The sequence below is a fragment of the Paenibacillus sp. J2R1T-4 genome (assembly GCF_059692235.1).
Genome location: NZ_JCAUBA010000004.1, coordinates 164082 through 182238, shown reverse-complemented (window position 1 = coordinate 182238; position 18157 = coordinate 164082). Strand labels below are relative to the sequence as shown.

Below are 18157 nucleotides of genomic sequence, written 5' to 3'. Positions count from 1 at the left end.
TTTGATTATATATTTATAGGTTGGAATTCACTTACAAAGGCAGACACTTCGTTTCTCCGCTCCATCTCCATGTCCTCTCTCAGCTACTCCGTGCTGCTTTCCACCTTAAACCCGATACTTATTTTCCTAAGGGCGGGGACAGGAAAGACCTTTGGAGCAGATTATCTCCAAAGGTCATTTCAAACAACAATGCCACTACCTAGCCATACCCTCAGCGCTCGGAAGAGCGCCGTTCAAGTTCTTGTGCCAGATCGAAGGCAACCCTCCAGATATCGCCGGCTCCCATGGTCAATACTAGATCACCGCTTGATACAGTATTCTTCAAGTATGTGAATACTTCTTCTTTGGCAGCAAAAAACTTCACATTCGGGTTACTGTTCGTTCGAATTAACTCCACCAGTTTGGCCGAGCTAATCCCTTCGATTTGTTTCTCGCCAGCTGGTGAATAGATGTCGGTTATGAGCACCTCATCCGCTTCATGGAATGCTCGACTGAATTGATCAAATAAAAAGAACGTTCTTGTATATCGTTGGGGCTGGAATACCGCTACGATCCGTTTGTCAGTTGCTTTGGCCGCACTTATGGTTGCTTCAATTTCCGTAGGATGGTGAGCATAGTCATCGATAACAAGAATGCCATCAGTCTCCCCCAATACCTGGAAACGGCGTTTTGCCCCTCGGAAGTCAAGAATGGCTTCTTTGATACGATCAAAAGGGATGTTTGCTTCCAGACATATGATAATCGTGGCTAACGAATTATATACGTTATGACGTCCTGGAACGGAAATCTTTACTCTCCCCAAATTATTGCCATGGTAAATCACATCAAAAGAAACTCGGCGATCGCCCAGTTCGATCTGCTCTGCGTAGCAATCCGCACCGCTTGAAGCGTGGAATCCATAAGTAACTGTATCCGTCTTCAATGTGGGGAGCAGTGCCTTCAAGTGCGGATCATCCACACAAAGAATAGCTTTACCCTTCGGATTCACTTGGCTTAGAAATTGTACGTACGCCTGCTTCAGCTTCTCGAAATCGCCATCATAATTTTCCAGATGATCGGCTTCCACATTGGTCACAATGGCGTACATCGGGTGATATTGCAGGAAGGAACCGTCGCTTTCATCGGCTTCTGCTACAACAAAATCCCCTTTGCCCGCTTTTGCATTGCTCCCGACATTCATAATCTCGCCGCCGATAATGAAGGTCGGATCAAGTCCGCATTGCTCCATGACAAGCGAAATCATGGAAGAGGTTGTCGTCTTGCCGTGCGCCCCGGCAACCGCAATTCCTTTGCGGTCTGCCATAAGACGCGCTAACATTTGAGAGCGATGAAGAATCGGAATGTTGAGCTTCTCGGCAGCCTTCATCTCCACATTATCTTTGGCCAAAGCGGTGGAATACACAACCACATCGGCTCCCTGTACATGACTTGCATTGTGACCGATGTATACTTGTGCTCCTTTGGCCGCTAGCTTGTCAGTCAACTCCTGACGAGCCAGATCCGAACCCGTCACTCGATATCCCAATTCAAGCATCACCTTGGCGATGGCGCTCATGCCATACCCGCCAATACCGATAAAATGAATATGCTCTGCCACACTCACTCCGCTCTTCACCAACCTTTATCAGAATCCGTTCGATACAAGATCCAGGAACGAACGTCGGAAATCAAGTACAAGGTACCGGATACCACAGCTAGATCGTCCGGATTCGTCCGGTCGGTCAGCATTTGAAGAGCCTTTTTGTAATCTCGTTCCACATCAACGGTTAAAGTCTTACCTAATTCAGCCGCCACCTGCCTGGCCAAGTCAGCTAACTTATCCGCATCCATCTTTTTGAAGAAATCGGGCTCTGTAATGATTAAGGAATCCACTAAAGGCAGTATATGCCTCAAGTATTCGGAATGACTCTTTGTCGGCATCATTCCCATCATCAAGTGTAAGTGTTTATATGTGTACATACCCCTTAATGCCTCAGCCAACGCTTCTGCCCCTTCAGGATTATGCGCACCATCCAACAAAATCCTCGGATCAGACTGTACCATTTCCATCCTTCCAGCCCATGCAGTTGTTCGCATACCCTCATATAACACATCATCATCAACGATTACTGCATAATATTGACGTAGCACTTCCAAGGTCATCAAGGCAACTGCCGCATTTTTGAACTGGTGCGGACCATTCAAGGAGATCTCTACGGACGGGATCTCCCGGAAGGGACCTGTAAAGCTCAACCGTTGGCTGTCTAATTCAGAGGACATCACTTCGTAAGAAAATTTCTGTCCCATCAAATAGAGTGAGCTGCGCTTACTTGCTGCAATCTCCTCAATGATTCGGATCGCTTCCGGTTGCTCAACAGTACTCACAACAGGTACCCCAGCCTTAATAATTCCGGCCTTTTCAGAGGTAATCTCGGCAAGTGATGATCCAAGAATATCCATATGATCATGCCCAACATTCGTTATAACCGAGATGATCGGATTCACGATATTGGTGGAGTCGAGCCGTCCGCCTAGTCCAGTCTCCCATACTACAAAATCAGGATAGGCGATACGGGCAAAGTACAGGATAGCAATCGCTGTGGACACTTCGAACATAGTCGGTGCACCCAGCTCAGAGGCCGCGATCTGGTCGGTGTACGGCTTTACCATATTCGCCAGCTTAAGCAATGACTCATCATCTATGTCTTGACCGTTCAATTGTATACGATTCGAGTAACGTTCGATGAAAGGAGACGTGAACGTCCCTACATCATACCCGCTGTGGACAAGAACACGAGTCAAATATGCGCACGTTGACCCTTTGCCATTCGTTCCCGCCACATGGATGAATTTAAGCCGTCGATGCGGATGACCGAGCAGCTCCATTAACCGCTCCATCCGCTTCAGCCCCACTTGAATGCCGAACTGCGGCATACGCTGTGTGATCCAGCTAATAGCTTCATCTACTGTTTGAAAAGTTTCTATTGATTCACTCATCGTTCACCCTTCTCGTCTCATAATGGGCCGCCAATTGATTCAGAGATTATTACCCTCGTAGCTCGGCAAGACGCGCTAACACCTTATCTCGTTTATCTGCATAATCTTGCTGCTTCGCTTTCTCTTCCTCAATGACACGTGCTGGAGCTTTTGCAACAAACCCTTCATTGGAGAGCTTCTTATCTACCCGTTCCACTTCAGCAGTCAGTGACTGAACTTCCTTCTCCAATCGAGCGATTTCCTGGGAAATGTCGATCAATCCCGCAAGCGGTAAAAAGAGCTCAGCGCCAGTAACAACAGCTGTCATCGCCTTCTCAGGATTAGCAAGATTCAAGTTGATTTCTAGTGAAGAGGTGTTACAGAAACGGCGCAAATACTCTTGATTACCGTTCAGAATGTCATTAGCTGCAGGGTCAGCAGGTCGAACGAGCAATTCAATCTTCTTACTCATCGGTACATTAACTTCAGCACGGATATTACGAACGCTGCGAATGATCTCCATCAGCAGGTCCATTTCCTTAACTGCGTCAGGAGCTTCCCATACCGTATCGAATACAGGCCATTCTGCCAACAGGATGGTCTCGCCTTTATGAGGCAAATGCTGCCAGATCTCTTCACTGATAAACGGCATGAAAGGATGAATTAAGCGCTGTGTGCGATCGAGCACGTAAGCTAATACGGATTGTGTTGTCTTCTTAGCTTCTGCGTCACTTCCATATAAGGAAAGCTTGGCGAACTCAATATACCAGTCACACAGGTCATCCCAAATGAAGTTATAAAGCACGCGTCCTGTTTCGCCGAATTCATATTGGTCAATGAGTCTTGTCACTTCACGAACGGTTTCGTTCAAGCGATGCAGAATCCAGCGATCAGCCGTTCCTTTTTGACCGCTCAAATCGATATCCTCATAGCTGAACCCTTCAAGATTCATTAACGCAAACCGCGAAGCATTCCATATTTTGTTGGCAAAATTGCGAGCTTGCTCCACCCGTTCCCAACGGAAACGCAAATCTTGTCCCGGGGTGCTGCTTGTAGCGAGCATATACCGCATGGCATCGGCCCCGTATTTCTCTATAACTTCCTGCGGATCGACGCCATTGCCTAGAGATTTTGACATTTTGCGTCCTTCGGAATCACGGACTAACCCGTGGATTAACACATCCTTGAACGGAACTTGCCCAGTAAACTCCAGCCCGCTGAAAATCATCCGAGATACCCAGAACGGAATAATATCGTAGCCCGTTACGAGCACATCCGTAGGATAGTACCGTTTCAAATCTTCGGAATCGTCGGGCCAGCCAAGCGTCGAGAACGGCCATAATGCCGAGCTGAACCAAGTGTCGAGCACATCCTCGTCCTGCTTCAGATTCGCGCTGTTGCAGTGAGGGCAGACGCTCACGTCTTCCTGGGATACGATCGTTTCACTGCAATCTCCGCAATACCACGCAGGGATCCGATGGCCCCACCATAACTGACGTGAAATGCACCAATCGCGTACGTTCTCCATCCATTGCAAATACGTTCTTTCGAATCGATCGGGTACGAAATTGGCCCCTTTGCCCGAGTTCTGGGCTTCGATCGCTTGACTGGCAAGCGGCTTCATGCTGACGAACCATTGCGTGGACAAGTAGGGCTCGACTACGGCGCCGCTGCGTTCGCTATGCCCAACCTGATGAATGTGCTCCTCGATTTTGAGCAGAACACCTTGATCCTGCAGATCGTTCACTAGCTTCTTGCGGCATTCAAAACGGTCCATACCTTGATAAGGACCTGCATTGGCGTTCATTTTACCGGATTCGTCCATGACTAACACTTGCGGGAGCTGATGACGCAGGCCGACCTCAAAATCGTTCGGATCGTGGGCCGGTGTTATTTTGACCGCACCGCTTCCGAATTCCTTCTCAACGTAATCGTCCGCGACGATTGGAATTTCACGGCCGACGATTGGCAGAACGAGCAGTTTCCCGATCATGTGCTTGTATCGCTCATCTGCCGGGTGAACCGCGACCGCAGTATCGCCGAGCATCGTTTCCGGGCGTGTTGTTGCTACAGTAAGATACCCGCTGCCATCTTTTAACGGATACTGTAAATGGTAAAGAGCGCCCTGTACCTCTTTGTACTCAACCTCAATATCAGAGAGTGCTGTGCGAGCGGCAGGGTCCCAGTTGATGATCCGGTTACCGCGATAAATAAGCCCTTTCTCGAACAGCTTGACGAATACTTCGCGTACAGCACGAGACAAACCTTCGTCGAGCGTAAAACGTTCTCTTGAATAATCGAGGGAGAAGCCTACTTTGCCCCATTGCTCGTGAATTGTGTCGGCATAATGTTCCTTCCACTCCCATACCTTCTCCAAGAACCGCTCGCGCCCCAAATCGTAACGCGACAAGCCTTCCTCCCGCAGCTTTTGCTCAACCTTCGTTTGAGTAGCAATTCCCGCATGGTCCGTTCCCGGAAGCCAAAGCGCATCAAAGCCCTGCATCCGCTTCGTCCGAATCAGGATGTCCTGAAGCGTGCAGTCGAGCGCATGCCCGATATGCAACAGTCCAGTTACGTTCGGAGGTGGAATTACGATGGTATACGTCTCAGCATCAGGACGTGTCCCTGCGTCGAAATAACCACCCTTCAACCAAAAAGGATACCACTTCGCTTCTGCTGCTTTTGGATCATAAGTAGTTGGCATAGTGCCAGCTGTTTGAGTTTCCATAATATCTGACATGTTCAGAACCTCCTGTTATGCTTTCTTCATCAAAATCGTTGCTGAGTTGAATTCCTGTTGTCTCGAGAACGACAAAAAAATCCCTTCGCCGCAAAGGACGAAAGGATGTGCTTCCGTGGTACCACCTTTATTCCGTATCTGGATTCCAGATCCGGCACTCGAACAGATAACGGCTGCAGCCGGCCAATGCTCAGTAGCAAATGGCAACTCAAGGACGACTTCGGCAATTACGACCTGCGGAACTTCCCACCTAATCCGTTCCACTCTCTGAAGGCTTGGCTGCCTACTACTTCCCGTCAACGTTGTTGGTAACGCATATTAATTCTATGATACCGATATTGGTGCGCTGAGTCAATCGGCAGTTCAATCCGAATTGTCTTCCTTGAACATTTGCCGAACGATATAGATGACAATGGCGATCAAGGTAGTAATCCAAATCGATTGATAGATCGTCTGTGCAGATGACATGGCCAGGCACCTCTCTCAGATGATTTTCTTATTATGAACATTATATACGTTTCAGCATATCCAGCCTCGGCGAGTTCATACACTTAGTTAGAAGAAGAATTGAAAATTGCAATGCATACAAGCATTAAAGGGACTTATGCATTCATAAAACAAGCGGGAGGTTGACCTCGATGGATAAATGGTGGTGGAAAATACGGTATTCCGTCAAAGGCGTTTTATTTCCATTGATCTGCATACAATTTGTACGAACATTGATTCTTCCCAATGGGTTTGATGTATTTATTTTATTTGCCTTATTTCTGATTTATCTTGGCTTTCTTCTAAATATATATTAATGATCCGTATTGTGATAACAAAGCCCCGAGTGCCGTTAATATGGCTTTTCGGGGCTCTGCTATATAGTCCGGAAACTATGGGATGTAAATGACTTGCCCTGTACTGACATCAAGCTCTTGAAGTCGATTATATAATTTGATCTCCTGAGGTTTGCGGTCATATCGCTTAGCGATCGTTTCGAGCGTTTCCTCCTTTTGTACGATAACCATCTTAACTTTCTTGAATTTTTGTTCTTCCGACTCGGATATAAACAGCTTTTTCCATTCCAGTACATCCGCAGGGCTCTGCTCTTCTGCAGCGATCCTATTGTCGTCGATCTTACTCGAGGGGTAGTTTGCCGCCGTTCGATAGTTATCATTCTTATGTAGGTAAGATTTGAATTCAGACGACTGATTCTCTTCAGATCGCTTGCTTCCAAAGGCAATTTTTAGTTCTAAATCCCGATCTCCCTCAACGTCTTCGCCTGAGTGTTCGGTCTCCACTTTTATCCAAGAATCTTTATCTTTATCCTCGTCCTCTTGCTCAGTCACGGTATCATAGTGATCAAGCAAAGTAAGGTCCTCATACGTATCGACTAGAATTTCCTCGCGCGGCTTCGGTGCTGCTGTAACGATTGCAGCTTCCTCATCTCGTACCCTCTCCACCGATTGATATACTGCCGGTTGCGCCACTGAGGAAGTGTACACCTGCTGCGTTTCGTATTCATTGCCTTGAACGGCAGCTTCATATACGGGTTGTTGTTCTTCCTCAGGCTCGTAAGCGGGTGGAGGTTCCGTTAAAGCCCCATGTGCCTCATAGTGCTGGTAGGCGGCGGCTGGTACTCGAAGCAGCCAAGGTGCAGCAGAATGGGGCGCTTCATCATCCAGTGCTTCTTGCTCCAGCTGTTCCGTTGCCTCCGGTTCTGCCTCATGAATGAACAGCACCTCGTCTTCTCGCCAGTCACTGGAAGGAGTACTCGTATACATCTCAATGCCTTGCAAGGATAATACTCCTGTAACATTCAGGCTCCGTGAAGAGAGCAAATCCACATCAAAATGTTCAATCTCAACAGCAATCTCATCCACACTGCTTACTCTATTCATAGGCAATGTAATTTCTACTGGAATCATATGCTGCAACGGAACGGATGATCGCGACTCATCAACGCAAGCGTATGATCCTTCTAGTTGCAAATAGCCCTTCAAAACTGCCTGCTCGCCCTCGACGACCACCTCAATATGCGGGATTAATTCTACTGCATCCAGCTCACGGATGGACTCCGCATCATCATTAAGCATAATTCGTTCATAAATATCAAATCGCAATCCCGGTTGTTGACTCAAAACTTGACACCTCCTCTAACATTTGTGGAACAAATCGCCCATCAAACTTATCACCTTGGTTTGGTATTCTATAAATTTATATGGACGAAGGTGGGGGAGAATGACACTATTTTAATAAACTTTGAAAATCAACAGGGATCGGACACACAGATTCTATCATTTCTTGGGAAAAAGGATGAGGAAAACGTAGGGATTCTCCATGTAAGGCTTGTCTTCGGATAAGATCTGGTGGCCCACCATAAAGAACATCGCCCAAAATAGGATGGCCTATATAACTCAGGTGAACTCGAATCTGATGCGTCCTGCCTGTCTCCAGTACTAGTCGAAGTAAGGTCGATTCCCTATAACGCTCTACTACTTCGTAATGTGTGGTTGCCTGCTGACCATTCGCTGACACTCTTCTCCTCGTAGGATGATGCCGGTCCCTTCCAATCGCTGCAGAAACTGTGCCTCTTTGCTGTGCAACTTGTCCTTTGACTACGGCCAGATAGTTCCTATGAATATGCTTTTGTCTCATTGCCTCATCTAATTTGTTGTGGGCATACGCATTTTTGGCGTATAGAACTGGCCCTGTAGTATCTGTATCCAATCGATGAATGTGACGGACAGCAACCTGTTGTCCTGTTGCTTCATAGTAGGCTGCAACAGCATTAGCAAGCGACCCTATTCCTCCCTGCTGTTCAGGGTGAACGGGCAATCCGGCGGGCTTGGACACAACCATACAGAAATCATCTTCGTATAAGATGTCTAGATCCAGCCACTCGGACGGATAAGAAGGCGGCTCGTCTGCAAACAACTGGATACGCAGTTTGCCTCCGCTGTATTGGATTGCTTCCTTCTTATTTAACTGGGAAAGCTCTTTCGTCGAAAGACGCAATATGGATGCAGCACTTACTGAAACATTGTGATCCGTGTCTGCGTCTATAGGAAGTCGCAGTTCCATCCACTCACCTTTGCGTATATAAGAGACCATAGGCTTTACTCCCTTCCGCTCTTCATGGAAGAAGCAGAACGGCGAGCAGCGAACCATACGATTCCAATTAACATAATGGCGAATAGCGCCATAACGGCAAGCAGCTCTACTGAGAAGCCAAACAAAAAATATCTTTTCATAAATCAATATCCAGCCTTTCGGAAACATCCGGAAAATTTAGTATTTTTGCCATCAAGTCCCCTATATTTTATCAATAAATCTACCCAAAAAGAAATAAATCTATGATATGATGGAGAATGAATATTGAAAGGAGCGATCATGTTTGAGCACTGCCGCACAAATGTTTGTTCACACTAGAAGATGGGTTGGCTCTTGGAGTTGGTTGAAGAAAGGTTTGCTGCTATTTTCCTTATTTATTTTCTCAACTTCAAGTTTCTTATATTTAACACCGCCGGGTCTATCGATTCGAGAATTCCTAGCAGAGACGGTAATCACCACACAGCATCGGGATTGGGCTTGGATATTTGTTGGTACGGAGAAAAGAGATTATATGGTGCAGGAATCACACCGATTCACGGCATCTTCAGCAATAGAGAAGCAAGACATGGGTCTTATTAACATCGAGGAACGGAAGAATAAGCACAAACGATCCGTGAACGAATTAATTAGCGACGTTAAGGAGATTTCATCGCAGTTCTGGAAAGGAAAGCTAATCTACGTCTATGACCCGACAACCATTCGTGTTGTAACTCCCAAATCGGTAGGTGAAGGAGAGCGTATTAGCTCCATGTCCGAGAGAACCGGCGCTGTTGCGGGGATTAACGGCGGCGGATTCATCGACCCTGACGGGTTAGGCAATGGCTTCGCCCCTATCGGGTTGATTATGTCCGACTATCAGCCCATCTATACGGATACGGACGACGACGATCCACAGCATATCATCGGTTTCACTGAGGACGGTACATTGTTAGTAGGGAAATACAGCTTGAATGAGCTCCGCAAAATAAATGCCAAGGAGGCTGTCTCGTTCCTTGCCCCTCGTCTGATTGCTAATGGTAATCCTCAAATTACCCAGGGCGACGGCGGATGGGGTCGCGCACCGCGTACAGCGATTGCACAAAAAGCGGACGGCACCATTATATTCCTGGCGATTGATGGTCGATCAACAAGCAGCGTAGGGGCAACGCTCAAAGAGGTTCAAGATATACTGCTCAAAGAAGGCGCCATTAATGCAGGCCTTCTCGACGGAGGCGCATCAACAGAACTTGTACTCGGTCATCAAGTTGTAACGAAGCCATCTAGCCGTTACGGCGAACGCCGCTTACCTTCGGGATTACTCGTTTATGATGACCCGGACAGCTATAAGGCAGACCGAGTATGGGATGGAGTACAGAAAATTAACGCAGGCGGAGCATTCGATCATCCTGATTTCCTTAAGGAACAAGAACAGCTTCGACGCAAGCAATTGCAGAATCCGGTTAAAACCCCGGACCCATCTGCAACTTCAAGTCCTAAGAATACAACAACAACTACGCCGACGCCGACACCTAAGACGTCAGGCACCGGATCGAGCGGTGCAGGCAGCGGAACGACAAGTCCTGGCACTTCAACTCCTCCAGGAACAGCAACACCTGGCAACACTGGCGGAACAGGCACCAGTTCGCCTGGCGCAACTGCCAAACCGACTACAACTCCAACTCCTACGGCAACGCCTGGTGGAGCAGCTGGGGGAACGGGCACTGGAACGCCCGTTTCCACCCCATCTGCTACTCCTTCCAAAACGCCAACTCCAAGCGGAGGAGCGGGCACTGCTTCACCAACGCCTAAGTCTAGCGCTGGGGCCAACGTTAATGTAAATATTGGCGGCAATACATCAGGAACTGGAGGCAGTACAACGACTTCTTCCCCATCTCCTGCTGCAACACCAAAAGCTAATTAAGATTACATATGTACCATATATCGCAACAGACGATCTGAACTGTCCTCATGAGGCAGTTCTTTTTTTTACCTATTAGATTCTTATAAACGTATTATTCCAAGTTGAAACACAAAAAAACGAAAAATATGAAATAAGTGAAAAAAAAGAGACGATCTACGTTCGATCTATATCGATCGAAGTAAATCGTCCCCAAATTGTGTACCAACCCGGTTATAAGCTGGATCTATAACCGCTTCAAAGCTTCGTAATGCGTGGAGATTGTAGTCTCGATATCCTCATCCGAGTGGACGGCCGAGACGAACAACCCTTCGAACTGAGAGGGCGCAATGCTGACGCCCAAATCCAGCAAATTGCTGAAATAGCGGCCGAAGCGTGCCAAGTCCGAAGTCTTGGCTGTCTCATAGTTGATTACCTGGGTGTCTGTGAAGAATGGGCAGACCATCGATCCGACGCGGTTAATCGTAGACGGAATCCCCAGCTCCTTCGCGTTAGCCGCGAAGCCCTGCTCCAGTCGAGCGGATTTGCGCTCGAGCTCCTCGTAGACGCCAGGCTGCCCCAGCAGCTGCAGCGTCGTAAAGCCTGCGATCATGGCCAGCGGATTGCCCGAGAGCGTCCCGGCCTGATAAATCGGGCCGCTCGGAGCCATCTGCTCCATGATCTCGCGCTTGCCGCCATAGGCGCCTACCGGCAGCCCGCCGCCAATGACCTTGCCGAGGCAGGTCAGGTCGGGCGTAATGCCGAAGCGTCCCTGGGCGCAGTGGTATCCGACGCGGAAGCCCGTCATCACCTCATCGAAGATGAGGATGGTGCCGTACTGCGTCGTCAGCTCTCTTAACCCTTCCAGGAAACCCGGAAGCGGTGGAACGACACCCATGTTGCCGGCTACCGGTTCAACAATAACAGCTGCAATTTCTTCGCCGAATTTGCTGAAGGCAACTTGAACGGATTCCAAGTCATTGTATGGAACCGTAATCGTATTGACCGCGACACCTTCAGGAACTCCAGGACTATCTGGCAATCCGAGTGTTGCTACACCAGAGCCTGCTTTAATCAACAAGGAATCAGCATGTCCGTGATAACAGCCTTCGAACTTGAGAATTTTACTGCGGCCTGTATATCCGCGGGCCAACCGCAATGCGCTCATTGTTGCTTCCGTACCGGAGTTCACCATTCGTACGACATCAATAGACGGTACTCGCTCACAGACCAGCTTAGCCATTTCAGTCTCAAGCGTTGTTGGCGCACCAAAGCTCGTCCCCAGCTCTGCCGTTCTTTTAATCGCTTCGATGACCTCGGGGTGAGCATGTCCCATAATTAGCGGTCCCCATGAACCCACATAGTCGATGAAGGAATTGCCGTCAATATCATAAACGCGCGAGCCTTCACCGCGCTCCATGAATGCAGGCGTTAGCCCAACTGATTTGAATGCCCGTACAGGGCTGTTTACTCCGCCAGGAATAAATTGTTTGGCTTCCTCGAAAGCAGCTTTAGATTTACTGTCAACACGACTTTTTAATACGTCCATTTTTTGTTTCACACCCTGTCTTTTATTTAAGTTTCTAATTATCTATGGTAAAATATGTTGGTAGTATACTATAAGTAACGAAGGTGCCTAAATGATAGATTTTCTTTCAAGAGTTCCGTTATTTGCGAAATTGAATGAGTCCCAACTCAAGATTATCGCGGATATTTGCAGCAAAAAGGCTGTTCGTTCCGGCACCGTTCTGTTTCGTGAGAAAGAACCCGGCTCTATTTTCTACGTGGTATTCATGGGATCTGTAAAAATCTTTACGTCCAATAATGCCGGTGAGGAGAAAATGTTATCCCTGTTCAAGACCGGAGACAGCTTCGGCGAATTATCCTTGATCGATGGGAAGCCTCGTTCCGCAACCGCGCAAGCCATGGAAGACACGATACTAATCGCTCTATCCGCAGACAGCTTCATGGATTTGATGCGCAATAACTTCGAAATTACTCTCGGGATTATGCAAGAACTCGGACAGAGGCTTAGAGATACGAATCAGCATGTATACGACCTGACGTTCCTGGACGCTCGATCCCGAGTCATTAAGAACCTCATCATGCTCGCGAATAAGAACGGGAATCGCAACGGCAATACAATCGTAGTAAGGCTTGCCCTGAATTATGATGAAATCTCACAGATGGCTGGTGTACAAAAAAATGTCCTTATGCAGGTTATGCGGGATCTGACTGATCGTCAAATTGTAACATTAGGCTCCAACGATTTCAGCCTACATTTGGATCGGTTAAGACAACCTTCATAGACCATTGTAAACGACTTCCATCGAAGTTTCCACCTTCTGGTTGTACAGACTATCCTGCTCTTGTCTATCATTCACTTTAATTTCAGCAACACTCCGCGAGCCTACCGCCCGCGGAGTGTTTTTAATTTGTTATTGAATATTGTTCAAATGCGCTACAGCCTGCTTCGCAGCATCCCGGCCTTGACGAATGCAATCAGGTAAGCCTACCCCTTCGAATGCGGCGCCTGCTGCATAAACCCCCAGCATTTCTATGGCCATCTGCTCCCGGAACTGACGGATCGCTTCTACATGACCAACCGGATACTGCGGCATGGAATGATGCAATCGTGTAATTTCACTGAACAAAGGCTCTGCTTCAATTCCGTGAAGCTTCCGAAGATCTGCCTTCACTTTACTAAGTAGCTCCTCATCGGACCAATTCACCCATTGCTCAGCTCCCGAGCGTCCAACATAACAGCGCAGCAGCACTTTACCCGGAGGAGCGGAATGCAGCCATTTGGATGAGGTCCATGTGCATGCTGTAATAGTCGTCCCTTCCTTGCGCGGAATGACGAATCCCGTACCGTCAAGCGGCTGCTTAATGTCGGACACATTGAAAGCCATGATGACATTGGCAACCGAAACATAAGTAAGATTCGTGAAATGTTCGGCGGCAGCCACGGACGACAGCAGCCGTCCGGCGGCTGGACCCGGCAAAGTCAGGACAACAGAATCCGCTTCGAGCGTCTCCCCGCCGTCCAGCTTCAACAAATAACCGTCCTCTCCATCCGATCGGCTTGTCAAGGTCTCAACGCCTTGCTGCACGATCTTGATGTCAGATAGTTCCTCTTTCAGCCGATCCACAAGTGTAACCAGACCGCCTCGGTATGTTAGAAACATACTATTCTTCGCAGCTGCCGGCAATCCAGGCAGTGCTTGTCCCTCTTTGCGGCTGGTCATCATACCTAAGATAAGACTGCGATGCTTCTGCTCTACAGCTCGGAACTGAGGAAATGTCGCCGCCAGACTCAAATTGAACGTATCTCCTGCATAAATACCCGCGAGCAGTGGTTCTGCTATATTTTCCAGTACCTCGCGACCTAGTCTTCTGGATAGAAAATGGCCAAGCGATTCATCAGAAGCTTCCGTTCTTTTCGGCAATATAAAATCTAATGCAGCTCGTGCTTTCCCTGCCGGAGAGATCAGACCGGTCTTCAGAAAAGGAGACCATTCCGTTGGAATCCCAAGAACAAGCCCTTGCGGCATACGATGCAGCTTACCTTGATGGAGGATATACGTTTTCTTGGCATTGGGATTCGTACCCGTTAACTCCTCCTCAAGTCCAAGTTCCCGGGAAAGATCAATAATGGGAAGCTTGCGAGCCAAAAAAGAATCTGGGCCTTTCTCGATCACGAAACCATCCCGATGAAGGGTCTGAATCCTCCCGCCTAATCGACCGCTCTTTTCCACCAGTTGCACGTCTGCAGACAGTCCCGCTTCGCGCAAATATTTCTTCACATAAAAAGCTGTGCTAAGGCCGGTAATGCCGCCTCCGACGATGACGATTTTCTTATGCTCATTACCCATCGGTTACGAACCTTCTTCCTTGTGTTAGCTAAGCTTTCCAATTACGTCGCTAAGTGTCTCCATATAGAGAGGATCCGTGTTAAGAGATTCCGTACGTTCCAACCGCATACCCAGCTCCTTGGCACGATGCTTGCATTCTATATCAATGTCGTACAGGACTTCCAAATGATCGGATACGAACCCGACTGGGCACATTAGAACATTCTCGACTTGTTCTTCCTCGCGAATCGTCCCTAACACGTCAAGGATGTCAGGACCAAGCCACGGTGTTGCGGTCTGTCCAGCACTTTGCCAAGCAAATTGCCAGCTGGTAACCCCTGCTTGATCCGCTATAGCGCGTGAAGTTTCTAATAATTGCTCCGGATAGGGATCATTCATCTCCAGAATCTGAGCAGGCAAGCTGTGGGCGGAGAAAATCACCCTCACTTGATCACGATCCTGCTCGTCAAAGCGGTTTAGCGCTTGCGTCACACGATTCGTCAGGGCTTCAATCAGCTTAGGATGCAAGTGATAGCTTCGGACAAAGTCGAGCTTGAGCTCTGAGGTCTGCGACTGCGCAGCTTCCTGTGCCCGCTTGATATATCCCCCTACACTCATCACGGAATAATGCGGAGCAAGCACCACACCGACTGCCTCTTGAATGCCGTCCTGCACCATCTGCGCAACCCCGTCCTCGATAAAAGGAGAAGCATGCTTCAAGCCTTGATAGCATCTATAAGTGACATCTGTATGCTCACGATTCAATGTCTCCTCCAGAGCTGCAACCTGTTTGTTCGTATTCTCGCGAAGCGGGAAGAACCCTCCGACTATCGCTTCATAACGGTCACGCAGGGCTTGAAGCTGCTCGGGTGTCGGCGGTTTCCCGCGACGGATGTGTGTATAGTAGGCTTCAACCTGATCCAGGCTCTCTGGTGTTCCATAAGACATTACCAACACACCAATTGTTCGTTCTGACATGCTTATTTTCCTTCCTTCGTGAGCAGTGTCGCTTTTCTGGCCGCGATAGCTTCGGCAGAATAGCTTTGTACGAATGAGGTCAACTGTTCAAGTTTCTCAGGTGAAGCTTCCGGGAAAAGGCCGTGTCCCAAATTAAAAATATATCCAGGTTGATCAATCGCCTCATCGATGATGATGCGCGCGTGCTCTTCAATGACGGACATAGGTGCAGTCAGCACATAGGGATCGAGATTGCCTTGCACCGCATAGCGGCTGCCCAGACGGCTGCGGCCAATCGGAATCGGAGTTCTCCAGTCCAATCCGATTACATCCGCTTCGAGGGCACATGCAGATATGGCAGGGAGCAATTCACCTGAGCTTACGCCAGGGAAATATATTTTGGGTTGATCATATTCTGACAGCGCACTGAATATTCGCTGAATCGTAGGAAGAACGTACTTCTGAAAGTCGCGCGGCGCCAAGGAACCAACCCAGCTGTCGAACACCTGCACAGCCTTAGCTCCTGCAGCTATATGGGCCTTGAGGTAAGTAATAACCATATCCCCTAGCTTGTCCATAAGAGCGAACCAAATGTCCGGCTCCCCATACATCATTTCTTTGGTGCGAATATAGCTCTTCGATGGCTTTCCTTCTATCAAGTAGCTTGCAATGGTGAATGGAGCACCTGCAAAAGTAATGAGCGGGATTGTCAATTCACGGTCGAGAATACGGATCGTCTCAATAATATGTGACAGGTCGCCCTCTACATCAATCGGTCGAAGCGCTTCGACATCTGCAGCCGTACGAACCGGATTATGAATAACAGGACCAATATTTTTCACTATATCGAAATCAATCCCCAGAGACGCGACAGGATTCATAATATCGGAATACAGGATTGCAGCGTCTATCCCTAATCTTTTGACCGGCTGGAGTGTAACCTCAGCAGCAAGCTCTGGCTGTTCACATATTTCTAGCAATGAATATTTCTCTTTGATTTTACGATAATCGGGGTCATAGCGTCCTGCTTGACGCATATACCACACGGGCAGACGGTCGATGTCCTGCTTGCGGCAGGCACGTATAAAAATATCGTTATAACTCATGACAATCTCCTCTTTCCTGTTCCAATGCTTTACCGACAAAGCGGACTGCTTAAATTCTCCTCCTATTATGCCCGAAATCTACCAGTGTAACAACCAACTCACATGGACAACATCCGACAAAATCATGACAATGTATCCAAAGTGTCTAATAAAAATGTGGAATTTTGACAGTAGCGAAACTTGTGTGCATCATGTAACGTATAACTATAAAGAAAGCGCATACATCAGTGGTCTTGGAGGGTGATAATCTTGGCAAAAAAGCAGCATGTGGAGGAAGATCTTTCGGAAGAAGCCATGATGAGCAAGCAACAATCCCTGTTGCCTAAGCCTGTTCGGATGTTTAGTTATGTGTTCTTCTCCGTTGTCTTGATTACAGTCGTATTTGGCTGGATAATCTCGAATAACTAGCACTGGTTTGATCGCTGTTCACACACTCCATTACACCGCTTCCTCATATATAACGAAAAGCCGTATTCCTTGCATAGACGTCGTAAGTGTACTTGACGGTATGAAGAAATCCGGCTTGTTCATTTGGCCTGAAATTAGGACTGCGTTGAATCTGATAACCATCTTGCAGCATCCTTGGCATGGTAAGTAATAATAATATCGGCACCAGCCCGTTTGAATCCAATTAGTGTTTCGAGCACAATCGCACGTTCATTAATCCAGCCCCGTTCTGAGGCGGCTTTGATCATCGAATATTCCGCACTGACGTTGTACGCTACAATTGGATGCTGATAACGATTCTTGAGCTCTCTTATAATGTCCATGTAAGCCAGCGCAGGCTTCACCATCAATAGATCGGCACCCTCTGCGACATCAGACTCCGCTTCTCTGATCGCTTCTCTGGCGTTGGCCGGATCCATCTGGTACGTCTTACGGTCGCCGAACTGGGGTGTGGAATGAGCCGCCTCCCGGAAAGGACCATAAAAAGCAGAAGCATACTTAACGGAATAAGCCATGATCGGAATATGTTCGAAGCCGGCTTCGTCTAGCCCTTTGCGGATCTCATGCACGTACCCATCCATCATATTGGAAGGGGCGATGATATCTGCTCCGGCCTCTGCTTGCGACACAGCGGTTCGGACCAACAGTTCTAAGGAAAGATCATTATCAACCTCTGCCCGATTCGTCAAAGGATTGTGCTTCACCACTCCGCAATGTCCATGATCGGTGAATTGACACAAACAAGTATCCGCCACGATCAGGAGATCCGGCGCCCATGATTTGATAGCGCGAGTTGCCTTCTGGACAATAGAATGATTCCCATACGCTTCTGTACCTGTACTATCCTTATGATCCGGTACCCCGAATAAAAGGATCGACTGGATTCCTAAAGACTCAATCTCGCGAATTTCGGACTCTAATTGATCGAGAGACAGATGAAACACACCCGGCATGGAAGAAATTTGTTCACGTACTCCTGAGCCTTCCGTAACGAATAAGGGATAAATAAAGTCATTGACAGATAGCTGGGTTTCTCGGACTAAATTACGCATTGCTGCGCTGTTGCGCAATCTGCGGTTCCGTACGACAGGAAAACTCATCTTGAACTCCTCCTCAAATAATT

General features: G+C 48.0%; 15 protein-coding genes and 1 other annotated feature. Of the genes, 4 read left to right on the top strand and 11 right to left on the bottom strand.

Annotation, left to right across the window (positions count from 1 at the left end):
* Positions 1-211: 211 nt before the first annotated feature.
* The 3 genes from murC to AC58QD_RS09725 are packed head-to-tail and all read right to left on the bottom strand — an operon-like array spanning position 212 to position 5695.
* Positions 212-1603, bottom strand: a complete 1392-nt coding sequence (gene murC, locus AC58QD_RS09735; RefSeq protein WP_497332519.1) for a UDP-N-acetylmuramate--L-alanine ligase — start codon at positions 1601-1603, stop codon at positions 212-214.
* Between the two features lie 8 nt (positions 1604-1611).
* Positions 1612-2976, bottom strand: coding sequence for a bifunctional folylpolyglutamate synthase/dihydrofolate synthase (locus AC58QD_RS09730; protein WP_497332517.1), 1365 nt, complete (start codon positions 2974-2976; stop codon positions 1612-1614).
* A 49-nt stretch (positions 2977-3025) separates the two neighbouring features.
* A complete protein-coding gene (locus AC58QD_RS09725; protein WP_497332515.1) occupies positions 3026-5695 on the bottom strand; it encodes a valine--tRNA ligase in 2670 nt (889 codons plus the stop codon).
* 90 nt (positions 5696-5785) lie between these two features.
* Positions 5786-6004: a binding site (T-box leader), on the bottom strand.
* A 329-nt stretch (positions 6005-6333) separates the two neighbouring features.
* On the opposite strand from AC58QD_RS09725, the gene AC58QD_RS09720 reads away from it, so the two are divergent.
* Positions 6334-6498, top strand: a complete 165-nt coding sequence (locus AC58QD_RS09720; RefSeq protein ID WP_497332513.1) for a YszA family small membrane protein — start codon at positions 6334-6336, stop codon at positions 6496-6498.
* 75 nt (positions 6499-6573) lie between these two features.
* Here AC58QD_RS09720 and AC58QD_RS09715 read toward each other — a convergent pair whose 3' ends face one another.
* The 3 genes from AC58QD_RS09715 to AC58QD_RS09705 form a co-directional block, all read right to left on the bottom strand.
* Positions 6574-7821 carry a LysM peptidoglycan-binding domain-containing protein gene (locus AC58QD_RS09715; protein WP_497332511.1) on the bottom strand — a complete coding sequence of 416 codons (1248 nt, stop codon included), beginning with the start codon at positions 7819-7821 and terminating at the stop codon, positions 6574-6576.
* Between the two features lie 106 nt (positions 7822-7927).
* Positions 7928-8794: an RluA family pseudouridine synthase gene (locus tag AC58QD_RS09710; protein WP_497332509.1), complete on the bottom strand. Its 867-nt coding sequence runs from the start codon at positions 8792-8794 to the stop codon at positions 7928-7930.
* Positions 8795-8799: 5 nt separating this feature from the next.
* Complete coding sequence (locus tag AC58QD_RS09705) at positions 8800-8934, bottom strand: hypothetical protein (protein ID WP_497332508.1); 135 nt, start codon at positions 8932-8934, stop codon at positions 8800-8802.
* 143 nt (positions 8935-9077) lie between these two features.
* Between AC58QD_RS09705 and AC58QD_RS09700 the strand changes: the two genes are divergently transcribed.
* Positions 9078-10694, top strand: a complete 1617-nt coding sequence (locus AC58QD_RS09700) for a phosphodiester glycosidase family protein (RefSeq protein ID WP_497332506.1) — start codon at positions 9078-9080, stop codon at positions 10692-10694.
* Positions 10695-10917: 223 nt separating this feature from the next.
* Here AC58QD_RS09700 and hemL read toward each other — a convergent pair whose 3' ends face one another.
* Positions 10918-12219 carry a glutamate-1-semialdehyde 2,1-aminomutase gene (hemL, locus tag AC58QD_RS09695; protein ID WP_497332504.1) on the bottom strand — a complete coding sequence of 434 codons (1302 nt, stop codon included), beginning with the start codon at positions 12217-12219 and terminating at the stop codon, positions 10918-10920.
* A gap of 91 nt (positions 12220-12310) precedes the next feature.
* Here hemL and AC58QD_RS09690 point away from each other — a divergent pair, with 91 nt between their 5' ends.
* A complete protein-coding gene (locus tag AC58QD_RS09690; protein WP_497332502.1) occupies positions 12311-12979 on the top strand; it encodes a Crp/Fnr family transcriptional regulator in 669 nt (222 codons plus the stop codon).
* Positions 12980-13108: 129 nt separating this feature from the next.
* On the opposite strand, the gene hemY is transcribed toward AC58QD_RS09690, so the two are convergent.
* From hemY to hemE, 3 genes are read right to left on the bottom strand one after another with little or no spacing between them, the layout of a single operon-like run.
* Positions 13109-14545 (bottom strand): protoporphyrinogen oxidase, encoded by a 1437-nt coding sequence (gene hemY / locus AC58QD_RS09685; protein WP_497332500.1) that lies wholly within the window; start codon positions 14543-14545, stop codon positions 13109-13111.
* Positions 14546-14569: 24 nt separating this feature from the next.
* Positions 14570-15502, bottom strand: coding sequence for a ferrochelatase (gene hemH, locus AC58QD_RS09680; protein WP_497332498.1), 933 nt, complete (start codon positions 15500-15502; stop codon positions 14570-14572).
* A gap of 2 nt (positions 15503-15504) precedes the next feature.
* Complete coding sequence (hemE, locus tag AC58QD_RS09675) at positions 15505-16587, bottom strand: uroporphyrinogen decarboxylase (RefSeq protein ID WP_497332496.1); 1083 nt, start codon at positions 16585-16587, stop codon at positions 15505-15507.
* 249 nt (positions 16588-16836) lie between these two features.
* Between hemE and AC58QD_RS09670 the strand changes: the two genes are divergently transcribed.
* Entirely contained in the window at positions 16837-16995 is a 159-nt protein-coding gene (locus AC58QD_RS09670; protein ID WP_497332494.1) for a hypothetical protein, read from the top strand.
* 134 nt (positions 16996-17129) lie between these two features.
* On the opposite strand, the gene hemB is transcribed toward AC58QD_RS09670, so the two are convergent.
* Complete coding sequence (gene hemB, locus AC58QD_RS09665; protein ID WP_497332492.1) at positions 17130-18134, bottom strand: porphobilinogen synthase; 1005 nt, start codon at positions 18132-18134, stop codon at positions 17130-17132.
* Positions 18135-18157 lie beyond the last annotated feature (23 nt).

Excerpts from the sequence above, each read along its gene's own strand:
- AC58QD_RS09730 (WP_497332517.1), bottom strand. The coding sequence starts at position 2,976 with ATGAGTGAATCAATAGAAACTTTTCAAACAGTAGATGAAGCTATTAGC.
- AC58QD_RS09725 (WP_497332515.1), bottom strand. The coding sequence starts at position 5,695 with ATGTCAGATATTATGGAAACTCAAACAGCTGGCACTATGCCAACTACT.
- AC58QD_RS09720 (WP_497332513.1), top strand. The coding sequence starts at position 6,334 with ATGGATAAATGGTGGTGGAAAATACGGTATTCCGTCAAAGGCGTTTTA.
- AC58QD_RS09710 (WP_497332509.1), bottom strand. The coding sequence starts at position 8,794 with ATGGTCTCTTATATACGCAAAGGTGAGTGGATGGAACTGCGACTTCCT.
- AC58QD_RS09705 (WP_497332508.1), bottom strand. The coding sequence starts at position 8,934 with ATGAAAAGATATTTTTTGTTTGGCTTCTCAGTAGAGCTGCTTGCCGTT.
- hemL (WP_497332504.1), bottom strand. The coding sequence starts at position 12,219 with ATGGACGTATTAAAAAGTCGTGTTGACAGTAAATCTAAAGCTGCTTTC.
- AC58QD_RS09690 (WP_497332502.1), top strand. The coding sequence starts at position 12,311 with ATGATAGATTTTCTTTCAAGAGTTCCGTTATTTGCGAAATTGAATGAG.
- hemY (WP_497332500.1), bottom strand. The coding sequence starts at position 14,545 with ATGGGTAATGAGCATAAGAAAATCGTCATCGTCGGAGGCGGCATTACC.
- hemH (WP_497332498.1), bottom strand. The coding sequence starts at position 15,502 with ATGTCAGAACGAACAATTGGTGTGTTGGTAATGTCTTATGGAACACCA.
- hemE (WP_497332496.1), bottom strand. The coding sequence starts at position 16,587 with ATGAGTTATAACGATATTTTTATACGTGCCTGCCGCAAGCAGGACATC.
- hemB (WP_497332492.1), bottom strand. The coding sequence starts at position 18,134 with ATGAGTTTTCCTGTCGTACGGAACCGCAGATTGCGCAACAGCGCAGCA.